Consider the following 21741-nt stretch of genomic DNA (forward strand, 5'->3'; position numbering starts at 1 on the left):
GGAAATGCGAAAGACGAGGCTATTCTCTTAACCGTCGCGCGGCTAAGGGGCGGGGCATGGCCTCTGCTCTTGCCCTGTCCGCGACCGCGCTCGTCAAGGATTTCGGTTCCAAACGGGCCGTGGACGGCGTCGATATTTCGGTGCCGCAGGGCAGCATCTACGGCATTCTCGGCCCCAACGGCGCGGGCAAGACGACGACCCTCAGGATGCTGCTCGGCATTATCGATCCCGACAGCGGCCAGCGCGAACTGCTCGGCACGACGCGCCCGCGCAGCGTCAGCGACCAGGTTGGCTATCTGCCCGAGGAGCGCGGCCTCTACCCCAGCATGAAGGCGCGCGAGGCGATCGCGTTCATGGGCGCGTTGCGCGGCCTGCCCTGGGCCGAAGGACGCGCGCGGGCGGACGTCCTGCTCGCCGATGCCGGGCTCGGCCATGCGGCGGGCGACAAGATCAAGAAACTCTCCAAGGGAATGGCGCAGTTCGTCCAGCTATTGGGCTCGATCGTCCACAAGCCCGAACTCATCGTCCTCGACGAGCCCTTCTCGGGCCTCGATCCCGTCAACCAGGAGCGGCTCGAGGCGCTGATCCTCGCCGAGCGGGACCGGGGCGCGACGATCCTCTTCTCCACCCACATCATGGGCCATGCCGAGCGGCTGTGCGACCGGCTCGCCATCATCGCCGGCGGGAAGCTGCGCTACGAAGGCAGCGTCGCCGAAGCGCGCGCGACCCTGCCGATGCAGGCGCATTACACGCCGCGCGACAATGGCGCGGCGCTGGCGGCGCTCCTGCCGCCCGAAGCGGTGCGCGAAAATGGCGGCTATGTCTTCGACGTACCCGATAGCGGGATGGAAGCGCTGCTCGCGACCTTGCTCGAGAGCGGCCACGGCATTGCCGGGCTCTCGCTCGAACGGCCGAGCCTCCACGACGTGTTCGTAAAGCTGGTCGGCGAGGAGACGGTCGAGCGGATGGAAGCCGAGGCGGAGCAGGCGGCATGACGAGCCATTTCCGCCAGGCCGCAGTCATCGCGCGGCGCGATTTCATCGCCACGGTCGCGACGCCCGCCTTCCTGATGTTCCTGCTCGCGCCGCTGTTCATGCTGGTCTTCGCCGTGGTCGGCGGGTCGGGCGCGCGCATGATCGCCGATAGCGGCGACGACGCCCAGCGGCTCGTAATCATCGCCGACGCCGAATATGGCGCGCGCATCGAGGCGGCCGACGAACGCATCCGGGTCGCATTTCCCCTGGGTATCGCCCCGCCCGCGCTCGAACGGCGGGAACCGGCGGGCGGCGAAGCCGAGGATCAGGCCCGCGCGGTCTTCACCGAGAGCAGCATCGACGTGTCGGCCGTGCTGTTCGGTCTCCCCGATACGCCGCGCATCCTCTACGGCGCGGGCAGCGAGCGCGGCGCCGACTATCTGGCCCTGCTCGCCGACACCGCCGCGCGCGACCGGCGCGGCGATCTGGCACCCGGTAAAACCGTCACCGCGATCGAGCGCGAGCCGTTCCAGCGGACGAGCGCGACGATCGGCGGGCAGCAATCGCTCGGTTTCACCGCGCTCTTCGTCCTCTTCCTGCTGACCCTGCTGCTCGCCGGGCAGACGGTGAGCGTGCTGGCCGAGGAAAAGGGCAACAAGGTGATCGAGATCCTCGCCGCCGCGGTGCCGCTCGAAGCCGTGTTCCTCGGCAAGCTGATCGGCCTGTTCGGCGTGGCGCTGCTCTTCATCGCATTCTGGGGCACGCTGGCGCTGCTCGCCATCGCCTCGCTGCCCGACAGCCAGGCGACCCTGGCGTCGCTCGATCCGGCGATCGGGTTCGGCCCGTTCATCGCGCTGGCGGTCGTCTATTTCGCGATGGGCTACCTGCTCCTCGGCGCGGTGTTCCTCGCCGTGGGCGGGCAGGCCAATTCGATGCGCGAGATCCAGATGCTCTCGCTGCCGATCACCTTCTTCCAGATGGGCATGTTCGGCCTCGCATCAGCCGCCGCCGCGCAGCCGGGCAGTTCGCTCGCCTTGTTCGCCGAACTCTTCCCGTTCAGCTCGCCCTTCGCGATGGTCGCCAAGGGCGCGTCGGATCCCAGCCTCTGGCCGCATTTCGCGGCGATCGCGTGGCAGCTGCTCTGGGTGTCGATCACCATCGCATTGGGCGCGCGCTGGTTCCGCAAGGGCGTGCTCAAATCGGGGCCGTCGGTATTCCGCCGGCTCGGCGCATTGTTGCGCCGCAAGCCGGCCTGACAGGTCTCCGGACGGCCGGTCCGCAATTTGTCTCGCCATATCGCGAATGGCGATGCCGATACGGGTTTCCGGCTATTGACATTTGTGTCAGTTGTGTCAGTCTTGTTTTGCTACTGATCGAACAGGGCGAATAGAAGCCCGCAACGGTTTGGATCGCGGCGCGGTGCATGCTCCATGCGCGCAGCGCCACCGAGGAGAGAGACATGGCGACGCAACCCGACACCGACGGCATGACGGCCGAACAGAGATATCGCGCGGAATTCGCGCGCGAATGGCGCGAGGGGATCGACCGCTCGACCCTCGAAAAGCCGCTGGCGACCGCCGATACGCCGCTCGACGAGATCGATGTCAGCCGCCCGGAACTCTACGCGCTCGACCGCTGGCAGCCGGTGTTCGAGAAGCTGCGCCGCGAAGACCCGATCCATTGGTGCGAAGACAGCGTCTACGGTTCCTTTTGGTCGCTGACGACCTACAAGCCGATCGTCCATGTCGAGGCGCTGCCCGATATCTACAGTTCGGACTGGCGCAACGGCGGCTTCACGATCCTCGATTCCACCGATGACGAGGAAATCGCGCTACCCATGTTCATCGGCATGGACCGGCCCGAACATACCGCCCAGCGCCGCACCGTTTCCCCGGCCTTCACGCCGAGCGAGATCACCCGGCTCGAGGTCGATGTCCGCCAGCGCACGCAGGAGCTGCTCGACAGCCTGCCGCGCGGCGAGGAGTTCGACTGGGTCGACACGGTCTCGATCGAACTGACCACGGGCATGCTGGCGATCCTGTTCGGATTCCCCTGGAAAGACCGGCGCAAGCTCACCGAATGGTCGGACTGGATGGGCGATGTCGTCGCCGCGATGGACCCCGAACTGGGCCCGATCCGCATGCAGAAAATGTGGGAGGCCGCCGCCTATTTCCAGGAGCTGTGGCAGCAGCGCAAGGCGAGCGAGCCGGCGCCCGATCTCCTGTCGATGATGGCCCATTCGGATGCGCTGGGCGACATGACCGAGCGCAATTTCCTCGGCAATATCACGCTGCTGATCGTCGGCGGCAACGATACGACGCGCAACACCATGTCGGCCTATGCCTACGCGCTGAACCAGTTTCCGGACGAGGCGCGCAAGCTCGAGGAAAATCCCGAGCTCATCCCCAATGCCGGGCAGGAACTGATCCGCTGGCAGACGCCGCTCTCCCATATGCGCCGCACGGCGATGGAGGATACCGAACTGTTCGGGAAGCATATCAAGAAGGGCGACAAGCTCGTCATGTGGTACATCTCGGCCAATCGCGACGAGGCGGTTTTCGAGGATGCCGACCAGATCCGCTTCGACCGCGAAAACGCCCGGCGGCAACTCGCCTTCGGTTACGGTATCCACCGCTGCGTGGGCGCCCGGCTTGCCGAATTGCAGATTCGCGTCCTGATCGAGGAGATGGCGAAGCGCCGGCTGCGGCCCGAGATCACCGGCGAGATCGAGCGGGTGAATTCGAATTTCGTGCACGGCTACAAGAAGATGCCGGTCCGGCTTTCGGAATATTGAGGCCCGGTCGCATGGCGCCGTCGCTCCCGTTTGACTCCTGCTTTCCCAAAGCGGAAACTCCGCGGGAACACTGAGGAGAGCGAGCATGGCGACGGCGGCGATACCGGAAACGGAAAAACAGGATACCGTGACGGTCGAGGCGCCGCATCCTTGGGATGTGAGCGTGTCCGACATCTATGTCGAAGACCGCTGGCAGCCGATCTTCAGGGAAATGCGCGAGACCGCGCCGATCAACAAGGTGACCGGTTCGGCGTTCGGCGACTATTGGAACGTCACGACGCACAAGCCGATCCAGCATGTCGAGGCGCTGCCGGATATCTACAGCTCCGACGTCAGGAATGGCGGGATCACCGTCGTCGATGAGAAGGCGCTCGGCATCGCAGAGCATGAGAATTTCTCGCTGCCGATGTTCATCGCGATGGACCGGCCCAAGCATACCGAGCAGCGCCGCACCGTCGCCCCGGCCTTCACGCCGGCCGAGATGAAGCGGATGGAAGGCGATATCCGCCGCCGCACGGCCGAGATTCTGGACGATCTGCCGCGCGGCGAAAGCTTCGACTGGGTCGACCGGGTGTCGATCGAACTGACGACGCAGATGCTCGCGATCCTGTTCGATTTCCCCTGGGAGGACCGGCGCAAGCTCACCTTCTGGTCGGACTGGGCCGGCGATGTCGAGAAGAGCCTGACGCCCGAAAGCCGCGAGGAGCGGATGGGCCATCTGATGGAAATGGCGGGCTATTTCAAGAATCTCTGGACCGAGCGGCTCAACAAGCCCGAAGCGCCGGACTTGTTGTCGCGGATGATCCATTCCGATGCGATGCGCGAGATGGACGAACTCGAGTTCATGGGCAATCTCGTGCTGCTGATCGTCGGCGGCAACGACACGACGCGCAACACCATGTCGGGCTATGCCTACGGGCTCGAACAATTTCCCGGCGAGCGGAAACGGCTCGAGGAGAATCCCGATCTGATCCCCAACGCCGTGCAGGAGGTCATCCGCTGGCAGACGCCGCTCGCCCATATGCGGCGGACCGCGACCGAGGATCACGAACTGTTCGGCCACGCCATCGCGGCGGGCGACAAGGTGATCCTCTGGTACATCTCGGCCAATCGCGACGAGAGCGTGTTCGACCGGCCCGACGAGATCATCGTCGACCGGGACAATGCCCGGCGGCAGCTGGCCTTCGGCTACGGCATCCATCGCTGCGTCGGCGCGCGGCTGGCCGAGCTGCAGGTCCGCATCCTGCTGGAGGAGATGGCTGCGCGGCGGCTGCGCGCGAATGTGATCGGCGAGCCCGAACGCGTATCGGCCTGTTTCGTGCACGGCTATCGGCAGATGCCGGTCGAACTGAGCGAATATTAGAGCAGCGCGGCGCGCAAGGGCCGCCCCATGAGGAGGAACGGAAGATGGCGACGGCGGTAAAATCGGACACCGAAAAACAGGAAACGGTGGTCGTTGAGGCGCCGCATCCCTGGGATGTGAGCGTGTCGGACATCTATGTCGAGGATCGCTGGCAGCCGATCTTCAAGGAAATGCGCGAAAAGGCGCCGATCAACAAGGTCGTGGGATCCGCCTATGGCGATTATTGGAACGTCACCACCTACAAGGCGATCCAGCATATCGAATCGCTGCCCGACCTCTATTCCTCGGCCAAGGGCATCACGATCATCACCGATCCGGAAAACCTGCCCGAGGATCTCGATATCCGCCTGCCGATGTTCATCGCGATGGACCGGCCCGAACATACCGAACAGCGCCGGGTGATCGCGCCCGCCTTCACCCCGAGCGAAATGGAGCGGATGACGGAGGAAGTCCGCGGGCGCACGGCGGAACTTCTCGATACGCTGCCGATCGGCGAACGGTTCGACTGGGTCGACACGGTTTCGATCGAACTGACCACGCAAATGCTCGCGATCCTGTTCGATTTCCCCTGGGAGGACCGGCGCAAGCTGACCGAATGGTCGGACTGGATGGGCGATGTCGAAAACGCGCTGAGCGAAGAGAAGCGTCGCGAACAGCTTCAGCATATCTACGAGGCCGGTGCCTATTTCCAGCGGCTGTGGGACGAACGGCTCGAAAAGGGCGAGGCGCCCGACCTGATCTCGCGCATGATCCATAGCGAGATGCGCAACATGGACCAGTTCACCTTCATGGGGAATTTGATGCTGCTGATCGTCGGCGGCAACGATACGACGCGCAACTCCATGTCCGGCTACGCCTATGGACTCTCGCAATTTCCCGAGGAGCGCGAGAAGCTCGAACAGAATCCCGAGCTCATTCCGGCCGCCGTGCAGGAAATCATCCGCTGGCAGACGCCGCTCGCCCATATGCGCCGCACGGTGACCGAGGATCATGTGATGCTCGGTCATGAGGTCAAGGAGGGCGATGCGATCATCCTCTGGTACATCTCGGCCAATCGCGACGAGACGATGTTCGACCGGCCCGACGATATCTGGCTCGAACGGCCCAAGCCCGGCCGGCATCTCGCCTTCGGCTACGGCATCCATCGCTGCGTCGGCGCGCGGCTCGCCGAGCTGCAACTGCGCCTGTTGCTCGAGGAGATGGCCAAGCGGCGGTTGCGCGTGAACGTGATTGGCGAACCCGAGCGCGTCTCCGCCTGCTTCGTCCATGGCTACAAGAAGATGGAAGTCGAACTCAGCACATATTGAGCCGGTTAGAGCTTGACGCGGTAAATCTCGGTCTCGCCGACGCCCTTGAGGGTCAGCGTTTCGCCGGCTGCGAAGTCGAAATGCGGGCGGGCCTGGTAATAGGTCGCGGCCGAAACCGCGATGCCGTTATGATCGGCGACGCTCTCTATCCGGCTCGCGATATTCATCGTGTCGCCCCAATAATCGTAGGCGAGGCGGCTCGAACCCACGACGCCGCCGATCACCGGGCCGGAATGGATGCCGACCCGGACCTTGATATCGACTCCCTCCTGCTCGGCGATCTCTATCGTCTCGCCGATCAATTCGCGCGCGAAGGCGATCGCGGATTGCGCGCCGCCGCCCGAGGACGCCGTGCCGCCCGACACCGCCAGATAAGCGTCGCCGATCGTCTTTACCTTTTCGATGCCGTGGCGCTCGGCGCACTGGTCGGCGAGGAGGAAGAAACGGTTCAGCGTCTTGACGAGATGGCCGGGCGAGAGTGTGCGGGCGAGCCCCGAAAAGCCGACAATGTCGACGAAAATCACCGAGACGTCCGAAAAGGCATCGGCGACCGCTTCCCCGGCGCGCAGACGGGCCGCCACTTCCTGCGGCAGGACGTTGTAGAGCAGTTCCTCGGTCTTCGCCTTTTCTAAGGCGAGCGCCTCGTTGGCGGCGAAGGTATTGCGGGCGCGGCGATCGATGTCCCAGTTCACGAACGTCGCGAAGACGAAGAATGTCGAGAAATTGGTCAGCGTATAGACTTTGGAGATGAACGCCCGGTCCGTCTGGATCAGGAACGCGATGTAAAGCAGCAGCAGCGTCACGGCCCAGACGAGGTAGAGCCGGGTCGTCGCGACGAAGCCGATCCCGGCGAAGACGACCAATATGCCCATATTGATGACGGCCATGCCGAAGCGCGAAATGCCGGTGATGGCCGCCTGTGCCGCCAGCGCCTCGATCAGCATCGCCATCGCGACGGTCAGCGCTGCGAACAGCAATAGATCGACCCAGGGTTTCTCGAGATAGAAGCGGGTCAGGGTCAGCAGGTAGAAACTGCCCAGCACCGCCATGAACACCGCCGCGGCGATATTGTAGGCGATGACGCCTTCGCGCGGGAAATGCATCGGATTGAGCGTGATATATGTCAGGAAGGTCGCGATGCCGATCAGGATCAGCGCCCGGCTCGCCGGAATCCGGGCTGCTCGCTCGCTCGTCACATAGCGTTTTTCCGTACCGGGATCGTCGAATCGGTTAAGCAGCGCCATGAGCCCCCAGCCGCCTGATTGCGGGCGGCGTAGTGCCACGAAATGCCGGGTTGCGCCAGTGGCGGCTCAACCTTCGTAGAGCGGCCGCGCGGCTTCGGTCAGTGCGGTCATCGCGTCGCGCCACGGGCCCGGGCCGTGGCTGATCCGCGCGACACCGAGTTCGGCGAGCCGGGAATGGCTCGGCATCGCCTCGAACATCATCGCGTTGACCGGCAGCGGGCTGGCTTCGCACAGCGCCGCGATCTCGCTTTCGTCGGTGAGGCCGGGCGCGAAAAAGCCGTTCGCCCCGGCATCGGCATAGGCCTTGGCGCGGGTCACGGCCTCGTCGAAGCGCGCCGCCTCGGCGACGGTCGAGCGGCCCGCCTGCAGCCACATATCGGTGCGGGCGTTGATGAAGAAATCGACGCCCGCATTCTCCGCCACGGTGCGGACCGCCGTGATCCGCTCGACCTGAAAGTCGACCGGGTGGAGGCTCTCGCCGCCGATCACCTGATCCTCGAAATTGATGCCGATCGCGCCCGTTTCGATCATCGCATGGGCGTGGACGCCGACCAGCACGGGCTCGGCGGCATAGGCGCCTTCGAAATCGACGGTCAGCGGCAGGTCGACCGCCTCGACGATCCGTTCGGCATTGGTCAGCGCCTGCTGCATCGGCAGTGATTCCGCATCGCTATAGCCGCGCGCACCCGCGACCGAGGCACTCCCTGTCGCCAGCGCCTTCGCCCCGGCCTTGGCGACCGCGAGCGCGCTGCCCGCGTCCCAGATATTGAACAGGATCACCGGATCGCCCGGCACGTGCAGGGCGTGAAAGGCGCGAGCGCGGTCTTGCTGGTCGGTCATGGCAGTGTCTCCCATGTACCGTGTCTACACCCGCGGAAGACCGCCGTCCCCCCGTTTCTTGCGGTGAAGGATGGTGATTTGTCAGACTCGACCTGTCGGTCGAGCGCGGCCCCGGCCCTCTCCCCCTCCCGACCTCCCACAGGGTATGCTTATTGGGAGGTCGGGAGGGGGAGCGGGCTGGTGCGGCGAACTTCCGCTAGGAAGTTTCTGACGAACTAATGCACGAACCGCGCGACGACATCCCGATAGCTGCGGCTCACCTTCACCTGCGCGCCGCTTTCGAGCACCAGGAAGCATTCGCCGTTGGTGTGCGGCTTCACCTGCCGCACTTGATCGAGATTGACGATCGTCGAGCGGTGGACGCGCTGGAAGGTGCGCGGGTCGAGGCGTTTTTCGAGGTCCTTCATCGTCTCGCGCAGGATCAGCGTGTTATCGCCGGTATAGATGCACATATAGTCGCCGGCGGCGTCGATCCGCTCGATACTCTCGACATCGACGCGGAAGATCTGCCCGCGATCCTTGACGTTGATGAGCTTCTCGTAGCGGCTGGCGGCGGGCGCTTCGCCCTCGGCGGCGATTTCCTCGGCCGCGTCGGGCGCGACTTCGGAGAGCACCTCCTTGAGCCGGGTGATCTCCTCGCTGCTGTTCTTCTCGGCCAGCCGCTCGCGGACCCGGGCCAGCGTATCGGCGAGCCGGTCGTCCTCGACCGGCTTCATCAGATAATCGACGGCCTGCGCTTCGAAGGCGCGGATCGCGTGATCGGAATAGGCCGTGACGAAGACGAACAGCGGCGGCTCGATATCCATCAGGCCCTGGACGACCGAAAAACCGTCGAAACCCGGCATCTGGATGTCGAGAAAGACGAGATCGGGCTTGTGCGTCTTGACTGAGCGGATGGCCTCCCGGCCATTGGTGCAGGTGTCGACGATCTCGAGATCGTCATGCGGTTCGAGCCTCAACTGCAGGCCCTGTATGGCGAGCGGTTCGTCGTCGACGATGATAGCGCGGATGGTCATGCGGCTTCCTTTGCCTGTTCGAACTGGAGCGGGATTTCGATTTCGACGCAGAAACCGCCGCCCTCGTTCGCTTTGATTTCAAATCTCTGTTCTTCACCAAATGCCTGGACCAGACGGTCCCGGATATTGGCCAGCCCCACGCCTGTCGAAGAGTGGCGCGTTACGGCGCCTTCTTGCAAGCCCGGGCCGGTGTCGGACACGGTGATCTGCACCCGGTTTCCGACCTGTTGCGCCGAAATGCGGATTTCGGCGCCCTCTTCCTGCGGCGTCACTGCATATTTGATCGCATTTTCGACCAGCGGTTGCAGCAGCAGCGAGGGCAGGCGGGCGCGGGTTACGCGCGGGTCTATGTCAAAGCTTGGCCGCAGCCGGTCCTCGAACCGCATTCTCTCTATCTCGAGATAGAGCTTCAAGGTTTCAACCTCCTGCGCCAGCGGCACCCGCGCGGTCGGCTCGTTGGCGAGCGTGTAGCGCAGGAAGGAGGAGAGGCGCGAGAGCATCGCATTCGCGCGTTCGGTCTGTTTGAGCAGCACCAGAGTCGATATGGAATTCAAGGTGTTGAACAGGAAATGCGGGTTGAGCTGATAGCGCAGCATCGCGAGATGGGCGTTGGACGACTGGTTTTCGAGCCGCAGAAGCTGGTCGTTCTGCTCTTCGATCAGGATGTAGAAATTGATGCCGTAATAGAGGCCCGACCAGGCGACGAGCAGCGTGAAATCGAGCAGGATGGCACCGAAAAATTGCAAGCCTGATGGCATTTCGCCGCCGCGGTAGAAGGCGGTAAACGCCCAGACCTCGATAAAGGAGAAGATCGCCGATCCGATCAGCACCACGGTGACCGATCCGCCCCAGGTGACGCGCGGCGTCCGGTCGATCAGCTGGCGGAAGATCACCGCCATGATCAGGGTCAGGCAATAGCCGGTCGCCGTCGCGATCGCGGTCGGCAGGATGAAGAGCGGCCCCATATTGTTGGCGATGCCGCCGAGCGAGCGCAGGATGAAATAGCCGGACCAGCCGACCGACTGGAGCACCCAGAATGCGCGGTTCTTGTCGACGAAGAACGGCTTTTTGGTGAGGTCTTCAAGGGCCATGACGCTGTTCTAGTCGATTTCCGGGAAGGCGGGAAGCAATTGCGCGGGTCGATCTCCCGCGCACAAAGGGCAAATCGGCGCAGTCAATGTAACCCAGTTGTCACATAGATGTCGCAATAGGCTCTGCAAGGGCTGCCCCATCGGGCCTTGCCTTCTTGCACATCAAATATGGAGGAAAATGTGCGCGCTCCCCTTACTGGACTGATGGCGGCCATGGCCGTGACGCTTGCCGGCTGCGGCGGCGGTGGCAGCGGAGACGGTGGCGTGCGCGCCATCACGGTCGTCGGCAGTTCGACCGTCTATCCCTTCACCCGCGCCGTGGCCGAGAATTTCGCCCGCAACAATCCCGAGTTCGGATCGCCGGTCGTCGAATCGACGGGTACGGGCGGCGGCATGGAGCTGTTCTGCTCCGGTGTCGGCACCGAGCATCCCGACGTCGCCAACGCCTCGCGGCGGATCAAGATGACCGAGTTCGAAACCTGCCAGGAGAATGGCGTCGATCAGATTATCGAACTGCAGGTCGGTATCGACGGTCTCGCGGTCGTGGAATCGCCCGACGGACCGCAGATCGAGCTGACCCGCGCGCAGATCTACGAGGCGCTGGCCGCCGAACCCTATGGCGAAGAGCAGACAGCCGAAACATGGTCGGACATCGACCCCTCGCTCCCGGAAATTCCGATCCGCGTCTACGGCCCGCCGACGACGAGCGGCACGCGCGACGCCTTTATCGAGCTGATCATGGAAGCCGGTTGCGAGACCAATCCGGCGATCGCCACGCTCGAGGAAGAGGATGAGGATCGCAAGGACGAGGTCTGCACGACGATCCGCGAGGATCAGGCCTTTATCGAGGCCGGCGAGAACGACAATCTGATCATCCAGCGCGTCGCCCAGAATCCGGGCTATCTCGGCCTGCTCGGTTACAGCTTCCTCGCCGAGAATGAAGGCGAGGTCATCGGCGTATCGATCGACGGCGTCGCGCCGACCTATGACAGTATCGCGAGCTTCGAATATCCGGGCGCGCGGCCGTTATACGTCTATATCAAGGGCAACCACTTGCAGGCGATCCGCGGGCTGCGCGAGTTCGTTGCCGAATATGTATCGGCATGGGGCCCCGATGGCTATCTGGTCGAGGAAGGCATGATCTCCAACCCCGACGAGGCGCGGGCCAATTATGCGGCGATCGCCGAGTCGATGACCGCCCTGACGGCTGACGATATCCAGAACTAGGCGGAAATCGGCCAATTTTCGCGAAAGGCCGGGCGGGCGACCGTCCGGCCTTTTTTGCCGCCGGGAACGGGCGATTTGCGCTCGAGTCCAGTTTATTGTAACATAATTGTCATATTTGTTGCGTGATTGGAGTAAGGCTCATGACGGGCGAAGCAAAACATACGGTATCGGCGTTCGACGACGAGTTGAGCGAGCTGCGAGCCAATATCCTCGAGCTGGGATGGCGGACCTCGCTGGCGATGGCCGACGCTATCAAGGCGCTCGAACAGCGGGATACGACGCTGGCTGGCGAGGTGGTGAGCGGCGATCGCGAGATCGACAGGCTGGCCGCCCGGATCGAGACCGCCGCGGTCAACGTCATCGCGCTGCGCGCGCCGATGGCCGACGATCTGCGCGTGCTCGTCTCCGCGATCAAGATCAGCGCTCTCCTCGAGCGGACGGCCGATTATGCCCGCAACATCGCGCGGCGCGTCTCCAGCATCACGGCGAAATATCCGAAGAAGCTGCGCAAGACGATCGCCGCGATGAACGATGCGGCGAAGGACATGCTGGTCGATGTCGTGCGCGCCTATGCCGAAGGCGATGTCGAGCTGGCGCGCGACGTGTGCGAGCGCGACGATGTCGTCGACGACCTGCATGACGAACTGACCAAGATGCTGATCGAGTTCATGATCGAGGAGCCCGCGCAGATCAGCCAGGCCGCGCATCTGCTGTTCATCAGCAAGCATCTCGAGCGGATCGGCGACCAGGCGACCAACATTGCCGAGATGGTGACCTATACGGTGACCGGCGCTCAGCCAAAGGTACGCGATACGGAGAGTGAGAAGCTGGCGGCCTAGCCGGTTTCCATTCCCGCTGCTGGACGACGGGCCTGACCTTTTGGTAGGCCCCTTGTCCTGCGGGGAGCGTGTCATGAGACAGCCCGATTTTGCTTGGCAAGGAAAAACGCTGTCCGCGTTGGTCCTTGCCGTGTTCCTGACCTGCACGGCGATCGCCCAGCCGTCTGAATATCCGCCCAGCGACGTTTCCGGCGACAGCGATGTGATTGAAGGGGTTGAACTGGCCAATCCCTTTGCCTGGCTCGAACATCTCGATTCCGCCGAAGTCGCCGAATGGGCGGCGGCACAGGACGAATTCGCGCGCGTCAGCCTTGCCTTGCCGATGGACGATTCCGCCGCGGTGCGCGCGCGCATGGCGCGGTACGACGAATCCTTCCAGATCAACACGCCGGTGCGCCGCGGCGATCATCTCTTCTTCCTCGCGGAGAGCGCCGATCGGGCAGGCCGTTCGCTCTACATGTATCGCGACGGCGCCGACCGGTTGATTGCGGGGCCGTCAGATTTCGCAGGGATCGGCATGGCGGAAGCCCAGATCGACGATTTCCGTGTATCGCCATCCGGGCGCTTCGCAGCCATAGCAGGCGTCGAGGGCACATCGGGACGGCGCGCGGTCCGCATTCTCGACGTCGAAACAGGCGAATACCGTCCCGATCCGATCGAAGGCGCGGTGTTCGGGGACGAGCCATGGTCGCCCGACGGGCAATGGCTGTATTTTTCAAGATCCGACGCCGACGGGGAAGGCAGCGCATGGCGAGTGCGGCTCGGCTGGGGCGAAGAGCAGCGGCTGGCCGGAGCGGGGGATCGAAGATACCGGGTGTCCTATGCGGGCGCGCTGGGCGGGGCGGTTATTGTGGAACGCGGGGCTTCGGGAGAGCGCCGTGCATTCCTCGCTTCGGCGGACGCTGCGGCGGCACCGATGGTGTTGATGGTCGAAGCCGCCGGGCCCTTGAGATTTATCGGCGCTGCCGACGGCCATGGATATTTCTACCAACGCGGCCGGGATCGCATCGTCGCGGCGCGCGGCGCGCGCGGTACATTCGACACGGTCGAGATTATGGACACATCCGGGCTCTCGGTAACAAGCGCGCACCTTTATGGCGATCGCCTGGTCATCAACGGGCTGGAGGCCGGGGCGCCTGCGATCATGGTATATGGGCTGGACGGTGTGCATCTGCACACCTTCCGTCCGCCCTTCGGTTTGCTGTGGACCAATTTTCCTGCGGGGCGCCCGGCCATTCTTGGCGATCCGCAATCCCCGCTCGCCTATGCGAATTCGATCGCGCTCGAATCTCCGGGCGTCTATGAAATCGACCTGGAGCGGCTGGAAATGCGGCCCTGGCGTCTGCGCGACGGCGTGGAGCCGGGCGCGGTCTCGATCAGTCGCCGAACCTATCGCTCGGCCGATGGACAGGAAGTGCCAATGGTCCTCGCACATCGCCGCGACGTCGATCTGGCTTCCGCTCGCGGTGACGATGATGCGCCTTCCGCCCCTGTGCTGATGTGGGTTTACGGCGCGCACCGCTATACGGCGATTCCCTTTTTCAACGGTTTCTTCCGGACCTTCATCGACGCGGGAGGCGTGCTCGCCATGCCCCAGATACGCGGCGGGGGTGCCCATGGCGCCCGATGGCATGAGGCGGGGTCGCGGGCGAACAAGACCAACACCGTGGCCGATACCGTTGCCGCGCTCGAATGGCTGCGGGATGAGGGGATTGCCGGGCCCGGGCGCGTCACCGTGCTCGGCAACAGTGCGGGAAGTGTTCCGGCGGCAATGGCGGGAATAACCCGCCCGGATCTCGTCGGCGCGCTGATCCTCGAAATCCCGCTTTCCGATCTGGTGCGGCATGCCCGCTGGAGCAGCGGCTGGGCGACCGAATTCGGCGTACCGGACGTACCCGAGGAGTTCGCAACGCTGCGCGCCGTATCGCCCTATGAAGCGCTGCAGGAGCCGCGCCCGGTTCCGCCGACGCTTATCCTGGCGGGCGAGAACGACACGGTCGCCCCTCCGCACCATGCCTACAAGCTGGCGGCCGCGATGCAGCGTGCGCAGACCGGCGACGGCGAAATCCTGCTCCATGTCGTCCGCGGCGCCGGTCATCAGATCGGTGTGGACGCCGCGCAACGGATCGAAAGCCAATCCTACGAACTGGCCTTTATCAACCGGATCATGGGCCTGCAGATCGAATAAGCGCGGCGGCGCCGCGCCCAGCGGATCCCGTTCCCTAGAAATCGAACTCCGCCCGCGCGCCGACGACATCGACGCTGTAGTCGGTATCGCCGTTCGGCAGCGCGATCGCCGCATCGTCATAGGCGATATGGCTGTAGTTGATCATGAAGCGCGCATAGTCGATCGGCGTCCAGATCAGCGAAAGGCCGTACAGGTCCTGCTCGCCGCCCACGACCCCGGCATCGCTGAGATCGAGCCGGTCGTACCGGGCGTTGAGCTGCACCGCGCCGATCCCGCCCTCGTCGATCGTGCGGACGGGCCGCGTCCGGTTGAACCGCCCGCCGCTATAGCCGCGCGAATCGCCGCCGGTCAGGAAATAGCCGGCCTCGACATAGCCGCCGAAAAAGGTCGGATTGGTCATGCCCGGAATGTCCGCATTGAGCCAATGCCCCTCGGCGACCGCGTGGAACGGCCCGTGGATCACTGCCGCCTCAAGGCCGTAGCTCGTCTCCTCGGCAACGTTCAGCGCGCCGGTATTGATGAAACGCGTGTCGGTCCCGTGATAGGCGGGGCGCTGGCGATAGCGGGCGCCCGGATTGTCGCGCAGGTCGCGATGATGGAGCGAGCCGCCGAAATGGAGCTGCGTGCCGTTCAGCTCGGGGCTGTAGACCGCCCGCGTATCGAAGGAATAGGCGTTGATGCTGTCATCGGTCAGGTCGTCGACATTCGCCGTGAAGACGCCGCCGTCCCAGCGGAAATCGCCGTTCGCATAATTGACCGAGACGCCGACCCGCCGTTCGAAGCCGAACGCGTCGGTAAAGCCCGCGCGCTCCATGAAGCTGATGAAACGGCTGCTGGTTAGCTCTTCGAGCCCCTGGAAATTATTGTGCTGGCCGATCGTGAACTCGACATCGCCGGCGTCATAGCCGAGGATCGCGTCGGTCAGCTCGATCTCGTTATCGCCGAACTCGACCTCGATCTTATACTCGAAACCGCCCGGAATCGCGCCCCGCGCGCCGAGCCGGACGCGCCGGACTTCGCTCGAAAAGCCGAGGCCCGGATCGTTGAGAGCGCCGGGATCGGAGACGCTGGCCGCATCGGCCATCAGCCGCCCGAACGGCCGGAAGTCCCAGCCATCCTCGGTCCGCACCCGCGCCGCCGCGCCGAACGTCGTGTGCGGCTGGGCCGCCACGGCCTCGCTCGCCGCAACCTGTGCCTCGCTGGCCACCTCCTGCGCGGCCACCGCCGCCGCATTGGCCGCCTCGGCCTGGCCCGCGACTTCGGCCTGCGATCCGACCAGCTGCTCGACCAGCGCCTCCAGCGTCTGCACGCGGCCGCGCAGTTCCTCGAGCTCGGCCTGCATCTCGACGCGCGTCGGCGCGTCCTGGGCGAGGGCCGGTGTGCCGGCGATCAATGCGGCGGCGCAGGCCGAGAGGCCAAGGGCAGTATGTTTCATTTCGATGAAGCTCCGATGACGATTCCGACCCGCCTTTATGACGGCAATGTTACGAGCGCGTGATCCTCATGTTGCGGTTATGTGACAAACAAATCCCCACAAATATATTGCAATGTTGGAGATTTTCGCTTCCCTGTATCCGGGCCATGAAGAACCGCACGCCCGTCATCTGCGATCGCTGCCGCCGCACCGGCTATCTCGGCGAGGGCGCGTTCGCCGATCTCGCCCCCGCGCTCGATTTCGCGCCCGTCCCCCGCCAATGCAAGCGCCATGACGGCTGGACGCCCGAGCGGCAGCGCGGCTTTATCGAGGCGCTTGCGCGCACCGGCTCGGTTACCCGCGCCGCCGCGGCCGTCAACATGGCCAAGGAAGGCGCCTACCAGCTCCGCCTCCACCCGGAGGCCGACAGCTTCCGCGCCGCCTGGGAGAAGGCGCTCGATTTCGGCACCCACATCCTCGCCGACGCCGCGCTCGACCGCGCGATCCACGGCGTCCCCATCCCGATCATGCATCGCGGCAAGCAGGTCGCCGAGCGCCGCACCTATAATGAGCGCCTCACCATGTGGCAGCTCCAGCACCGCATGCCCGGCCGCTACGGCAAGCCCGGCGGCGCGGGCACCAAGTCCCGGGAGACCCGCTCGCGCGACGACTGGGAGGCGCGCGAGCCCGATCGCATGCGCGCGCTCGTGATCATGGTCACCCATTATTGCAACCGCGTGCAGATCGAGCGGGAAAAGCGCCGCGCCGGCGATACGGAGGCCGCCGATTTCTACGCGCGCCAGCTCACGCATCTGGAGGTGTTGCTGGAGACCGGCGGCAAGGCGCACGACCTGATCGACATCGCCAACGGCGAGCGCGATCCCGACCGCCCCTGGCGATACGCGAACGGCGACGAGGTCGAGCGCACCAAACTCACCGACGTCCTCGCCGATATCCGCGACAAGGCCTGGCAGGCCGCCGAGCGCGGCGAAGACCTGCTCGACCAGAGCGGCCATCAGGCCGAGCTGCGGGCGATCGCGGACAGGGCGCGGGGGGAGGGGGATTGAAGAGGCAGATTGCCATAGTGCAATCATTGCACTATACCGTAGCGGTATGCCCCGGCTGATGCGCTTCTCCAATTGCGAGATCGCCATGTTCTTTGCCGATCACAACCCGCCGCATTTCCATGTGCTCGGGCGCGATGGGCAGGCGCATTCCCCTCCCCTCGATGGGGAGGGGTCAGGGGTGGGGTGATCCGTCGGCTGGCGATTGTGTATGCGGATAGATCACCCCCATCCAACCTTCCCCCATCAAGGGGGAAGGCTTTGCTGCGAATTTAGCGGAGACGATCAATGAGCATCGGCAAGATCACAGCGGCGGTCGTGAAAGATGGGGCGCGGCGGGGCAGTAGAATCGCGCTCGAATGGGATGATGGCTATACCGGGATCGTCGATCTCACGCCCGTCATAGCCGCGCACAAGGCGCTGGCGCCGCTCGCCGATGCCGATGCCTTTCGCGATTTTCAGATTGCCGGGGATGGCTGGTCGATCGAATGGAGCTGCGGCGTCGATTTCGGCAGCGAGCAGCTCCACCGCTGGGCGCGCGAACAGGCCGGTGAGATCATGCCGGCACGCGCCTTCCGCGCCTGGATGCAGCGCCACGACATGACGCTCGACGCCGCCGCCCAGGCCCTCGGCCTCTCACGGCGAACGATTGCGTACTATTTGAGCGAGGAGCAGGTGATCCCGAAAACGGTGATGCTGGCGACCGAGGGCTATGATGGTAGGCGGGCGGCTTAAAATTAGATAATTGCAGCTTCATGCATTTTATATAGAGAAGACGAAGGGGCGTACACTTGGCAAAAAATTCTCGTATCGAATGGACGACACACACATTTAATCCTTGGTGGGGATGTGTGAAAGTGTCACCAGCTTGCAAGCATTGTTATGCTGAATCTTGGTCAAAAAGAGTTGGCAGCAAAGTATGGGGCATAGGTGCAGAAAGACGATTCTTTAGCGATAAGCACTGGAGCGAACCACTAAAGTGGGATGCCGAGGCTAAAGAGCAAAACGAACGGGCGAGAGTATTCTGCGCTTCAATGGGAGATGTTTTTGAAGACCGTCGTGACTTAGATGAATCGCGCGAACGCCTTTGGTCACTGATCCAATCGACCCCAAACCTTGACTGGCTACTCTTAACTAAACGGATCGAATTGGTGAAAGAACTGGCCCCATGGAAAGACGAATGGCCTGAAAACGTCTGGTTAGGAACTACGGTTGAAGACCAAAAGCGCGCGAATGAGAGGTTGCCGCATTTACAATCCATTCCCGCAAAGGTCCGATTTATTTCCGCAGAGCCGCTTTTAGGCCCAATCAGTATCGATAGATGGCTAGACGACAGCCTTGATTGGGTGATCACAGGCGGGGAGAGCGGCCCTAAAGCACGCCCTTCGAATCCGGCTTGGTTCCGAGACTTGATGAACCAATGTATGGCCTATGATGTTGCGTTTCATTTCAAACAGTGGGGCGATTGGGCTCCGGGCCAAGGCATCGCTTTGGCCAAGGCGCGCCAAATGGTACTGGAAGATGGTACGACCATGCACCGCCTAGGCAAAAAACATGCTGGACGGGAACTGGATGGAGAGACTTGGAATGGCTTACCGAAAGTAATAACAGCTTAGGCATGCCGCGTCTCTTCTCGAAAGAAGAAATACCTGAACTAACAGTGCAAGCTGAAAAGAATTTCGCTTCGCTCAAATATCCCGTTTGGACAGAGAGCAAAGCGAAACTCATCCAAGAGTACATCCGCTTATTCACCTTCATTACCAAACATGGAACGTACATTGACGGCTTTGCCGCGCCTCAGCGGCGGGATAGATTGGACCTGTGCTCAGCAAACCTAGTCCTGCAAACTGAACCAAAATGGCTTCGTGATTTTTGGCTGTGTGACATCGATCCTGCCGGTTGCGCTATCTTGGACAATATTGCCGAGCCACATCGCGATCAGGGGCGATCGGTGAGCGTATTGGAAGGAGACTTCAATCGTAGGGTCGATGACGTTTTGTTATCCGGACAAATTACTGAGAGAACGGCAACCTTTGCATTACTGGATCAAAGAACATTTGAATGCGAATGGGCGTCTGTGCAAAAAATTGCATCTCACAAAGTATCGATGAAAATCGAAATCTTCTATTTTCTAGCGACGGGCTGGCTTGACCGCTCCATCGCAGCAGTCCGTCGGCACGACACGAAAGCTCGCCTTGATCGATGGTGGGGCGCACCGAACTGGACAGCGCTGAGAGGAATGAACAGCATCGACAGGGCCTATTTATTGGCTGATCGGTTTAGAACAGAGTTTGGCTATAAATTCGTCCATCCATATGCGATCCATGGACGCGCACGTGGAGGAAGAACAATGTACCATATGATACACGCTACTGATCATGCTGAGGCTTCCCCACTGATGTTGAGAGCGTATCGGAAAATTTCTGGCGCGCTGAGCAATCGTGAAATGCGCCAAGACGATTTCGAGAGCCTTTGGTAGACTGCTATTTTCGTTTCTCGTCTTCAAAAACATCTTCCCGATTCATCTTTTTCACTTCTAGAATCGGCAATCTATTCCTCCCCCATCTTCAACGCCGCGATAAACGCCTCCTGCGGAATTGAAACATTCCCATATTCCCGCATCTTCGCCTTCCCCTTTTTCTGCTTCTCGAGCAGCTTTTTCTTGCGCGAGATATCGCCGCCATAGCATTTGGCGGTCACATCCTTGCGCATCGCGCCAATGGTTTCGCGGGCGATGACTTTGCCGCCGATGGCGGCCTGGATGGGGATTTTGAACAAGTGGCGGGGGATGAGGTCTTTCAATCGCTCGCACATATGGCGGCCGCGGGTTTCGGCGGCGGCGCGGTGGACGATCATGCTCAGCGCGTCGACGGGCTCGTTGTTGACGAGGATGTTCATCTTGACGAGGTCGCCCTCGCGATAGCCGGCCGGTTCGTAGTCGAAGCTGGCATAGCCGCGCGAGATGCTTTTGAGCCGGTCGTAGAAATCGAACACCACTTCGTTGAGCGGGAGTTCGTAGACCAGCTGGGCGCGACCGCCCACGTATGTCAGCTGCTTCTGGATACCGCGCCGGTCCTGGCATAATTTGAGAATAGGCCCGAGATAGTCGTCGGGGACGTAGACGGTCGCCTTGATCCAGGGCTCCTCGATATAGTCGATCTTCACGACATCCGGCATGTCGGCGGGGTTGTGCAGCTCCTGCTCCGTCCCGTCCGTCATGGTGAGTTTGTAGACCACGGACGGGGCGGTCGTGATCAGGTCGAGATCGTACTCGCGCGTCAGGCGTTCCTGGATGATCTCGAGATGCAGCAGGCCGAGAAAGCCGGCGCGGAAACCCTGGCCGAGCGCGGCGCTCGTTTCCATCTCGAAGGTGAAGCTCGCATCGTTGAGGCGGAGTTTGGAGATGGATTCGCGCAGCTTCTCGAAGTCCGCGGCGTCCACGGGGAACAGCCCGCAAAAGACGACCGACTGGACCTCCTTGTAGCCGGGTAGCGGGGCGGGGGCGGGGTTCTTGACGGTCGTGATCGTGTCGCCGACCGCGGTGTCCGCGACTTCCTTGATCTGCGCGGTGATGAAGCCGATTTCGCCGGGGCCGAGCTCGTCGAGCTGCTCGATCTTCGGCCGCATGCAGCCGACGCGGTCGACCAGATGCTGGGTGCCGTTCTGCATGAATTTGATGTTGAGGCCCTTGCGCAGAACCCCGTCGATCACGCGGACGAGGATGACGACGCCGAGATAGGGATCGTACCAGCTGTCGACGAGCATGGCTTTGAGCGGCGCGTCGCGGTCGCCGGTGGGGGGCGGGATGCGCTGGACCAAGGCCTCGAGGATGTCCTCGATGCCTTCGCCGGTCTTGGCGCTGGCGAGCACGGCCCCGCCGTCTTGCCAGTCGCCCTTGGCGGGGATGCCGATCACCTCCTCGATCTCTTCGCGGACCTTTTCGGGGTCGGCGGCGGGGAGGTCGATCTTGTTGATGACGGGCACGATTTCGTGGTCATGCTCGATCGACTGGTAGACGTTCGCGAGCGTCTGCGCCTCGACACCCTGGGCGGCGTCGACGACGAGCAGCGCGCCTTCGCAGGCGGCGAGGCTGCGCGAGACTTCATAGGCGAAGTCGACATGGCCGGGCGTGTCCATGAGCGAGAGCGTATAGGTCTCGCCGTCCTTGGCCGTGTAGTTGAGGCGGACGGTCTGGGCCTTGATCGTGATCCCGCGCTCGCGCTCGATATCCATATTGTCGAGCACCTGCTCTTCCATCTCTCGTTCAGATAAACCGCCGGTTTGCTGAATGAGGCGGTCGGCCAGGGTGCTCTTCCCATGGTCGATATGCGCGATGATCGAGAAGTTCCGGATTTTCGAAAGGTCGGTCATTACCCGCGC

Annotated in this window: 18 protein-coding genes; 12 read left to right on the forward strand and 6 right to left on the reverse strand. The window is 62.9% G+C overall.

Going from position 1 to position 21741, the window contains the following annotated elements:
- The first annotated feature begins 56 nt into the window (after positions 1-56).
- From HFP57_RS14445 to HFP57_RS14465, 5 genes are all read left to right on the forward strand, one after another.
- Positions 57-995 (forward strand): ABC transporter ATP-binding protein, encoded by a 939-nt coding sequence (locus tag HFP57_RS14445; RefSeq protein ID WP_176870436.1) that lies wholly within the window; start codon positions 57-59, stop codon positions 993-995.
- Positions 992-2230 (forward strand): ABC transporter permease, encoded by a 1239-nt coding sequence (locus HFP57_RS14450; RefSeq protein ID WP_176870437.1) that lies wholly within the window; start codon positions 992-994, stop codon positions 2228-2230. The genes HFP57_RS14445 and HFP57_RS14450 overlap by 4 nt, the downstream gene beginning before the upstream one ends.
- A 203-nt stretch (positions 2231-2433) precedes the next feature.
- Complete coding sequence (locus tag HFP57_RS14455) at positions 2434-3768, forward strand: cytochrome P450 (protein ID WP_246263182.1); 1335 nt, start codon at positions 2434-2436, stop codon at positions 3766-3768.
- 85 nt (positions 3769-3853) lie between these two features.
- A complete protein-coding gene (locus HFP57_RS14460) occupies positions 3854-5131 on the forward strand; it encodes a cytochrome P450 (protein WP_176870438.1) in 1278 nt (425 codons plus the stop codon).
- A 44-nt stretch (positions 5132-5175) separates the two neighbouring features.
- The gene (locus tag HFP57_RS14465; protein ID WP_176870439.1) at positions 5176-6438 is read left to right on the forward strand and encodes a cytochrome P450; all 1263 of its coding nucleotides are present in this window, start codon (positions 5176-5178) and stop codon (positions 6436-6438) included.
- A 5-nt stretch (positions 6439-6443) separates the two neighbouring features.
- Here the strand turns inward: HFP57_RS14465 and HFP57_RS14470 are convergent, their stop codons facing one another.
- The 4 genes from HFP57_RS14470 to HFP57_RS14485 form a co-directional block, all read right to left on the reverse strand.
- Positions 6444-7682, reverse strand: a complete 1239-nt coding sequence (locus HFP57_RS14470) for an adenylate/guanylate cyclase domain-containing protein (RefSeq protein WP_176870440.1) — start codon at positions 7680-7682, stop codon at positions 6444-6446.
- Positions 7683-7748: 66 nt separating this feature from the next.
- The gene (locus tag HFP57_RS14475) at positions 7749-8522 is read right to left on the reverse strand and encodes an isocitrate lyase/PEP mutase family protein (RefSeq protein WP_176870441.1); all 774 of its coding nucleotides are present in this window, start codon (positions 8520-8522) and stop codon (positions 7749-7751) included.
- Positions 8523-8737: 215 nt separating this feature from the next.
- Complete coding sequence (locus tag HFP57_RS14480; protein ID WP_176870442.1) at positions 8738-9538, reverse strand: LytR/AlgR family response regulator transcription factor; 801 nt, start codon at positions 9536-9538, stop codon at positions 8738-8740.
- Positions 9535-10629 carry a sensor histidine kinase gene (locus tag HFP57_RS14485; protein WP_176870443.1) on the reverse strand — a complete coding sequence of 365 codons (1095 nt, stop codon included), beginning with the start codon at positions 10627-10629 and terminating at the stop codon, positions 9535-9537. The genes HFP57_RS14480 and HFP57_RS14485 overlap by 4 nt, the downstream gene beginning before the upstream one ends.
- 168 nt (positions 10630-10797) lie before the next feature.
- Between HFP57_RS14485 and HFP57_RS14490 the strand changes: the two genes are divergently transcribed.
- The 3 genes from HFP57_RS14490 to HFP57_RS14500 all read left to right on the forward strand — a co-directional run bounded on the left by HFP57_RS14490 (position 10798) and on the right by HFP57_RS14500 (position 14883).
- On the forward strand, positions 10798-11856 hold the full coding sequence (locus HFP57_RS14490; protein ID WP_176870444.1) for a substrate-binding domain-containing protein: 1059 nt from the start codon (positions 10798-10800) through the stop codon (positions 11854-11856).
- Between the two features lie 140 nt (positions 11857-11996).
- Positions 11997-12695, forward strand: coding sequence for a phosphate signaling complex protein PhoU (gene phoU, locus HFP57_RS14495; RefSeq protein WP_176870445.1), 699 nt, complete (start codon positions 11997-11999; stop codon positions 12693-12695).
- A 73-nt stretch (positions 12696-12768) separates the two neighbouring features.
- Positions 12769-14883 carry a prolyl oligopeptidase family serine peptidase gene (locus HFP57_RS14500; RefSeq protein ID WP_176870446.1) on the forward strand — a complete coding sequence of 705 codons (2115 nt, stop codon included), beginning with the start codon at positions 12769-12771 and terminating at the stop codon, positions 14881-14883.
- A gap of 34 nt (positions 14884-14917) precedes the next feature.
- Here the strand turns inward: HFP57_RS14500 and HFP57_RS14505 are convergent, their stop codons facing one another.
- A complete protein-coding gene (locus tag HFP57_RS14505) occupies positions 14918-16318 on the reverse strand; it encodes a porin (protein ID WP_176870447.1) in 1401 nt (466 codons plus the stop codon).
- Positions 16319-16464: 146 nt separating this feature from the next.
- Between HFP57_RS14505 and HFP57_RS14510 the strand changes: the two genes are divergently transcribed.
- The 4 genes from HFP57_RS14510 (at position 16465) to tcmP (ending at position 19840) form a co-directional block, all read left to right on the forward strand.
- Positions 16465-17364: a hypothetical protein gene (locus HFP57_RS14510; RefSeq protein WP_176870448.1), complete on the forward strand. Its 900-nt coding sequence runs from the start codon at positions 16465-16467 to the stop codon at positions 17362-17364.
- 285 nt (positions 17365-17649) lie between these two features.
- Positions 17650-18096 (forward strand): DUF2442 domain-containing protein, encoded by a 447-nt coding sequence (locus HFP57_RS14515; protein WP_176870449.1) that lies wholly within the window; start codon positions 17650-17652, stop codon positions 18094-18096.
- A gap of 56 nt (positions 18097-18152) precedes the next feature.
- Entirely contained in the window at positions 18153-18977 is an 825-nt protein-coding gene (locus HFP57_RS14520) for a DUF5131 family protein (protein ID WP_176870450.1), read from the forward strand.
- The gene (gene tcmP, locus HFP57_RS14525; protein ID WP_218135031.1) at positions 18944-19840 is read left to right on the forward strand and encodes a three-Cys-motif partner protein TcmP; all 897 of its coding nucleotides are present in this window, start codon (positions 18944-18946) and stop codon (positions 19838-19840) included. Before HFP57_RS14520 ends, tcmP begins: the two co-directional genes overlap by 34 nt.
- Before the next feature lie 71 nt (positions 19841-19911).
- Here the strand turns inward: tcmP and lepA are convergent, their stop codons facing one another.
- Entirely contained in the window at positions 19912-21732 is a 1821-nt protein-coding gene (gene lepA / locus HFP57_RS14530; RefSeq protein ID WP_176870452.1) for a translation elongation factor 4, read from the reverse strand.
- Positions 21733-21741 lie beyond the last annotated feature (9 nt).

The sequence above is a fragment of the Parasphingopyxis algicola genome (genome assembly GCF_013378075.1).
Taxonomy (GTDB): Bacteria; Pseudomonadota; Alphaproteobacteria; order Sphingomonadales; family Sphingomonadaceae; genus Parasphingopyxis; species Parasphingopyxis algicola.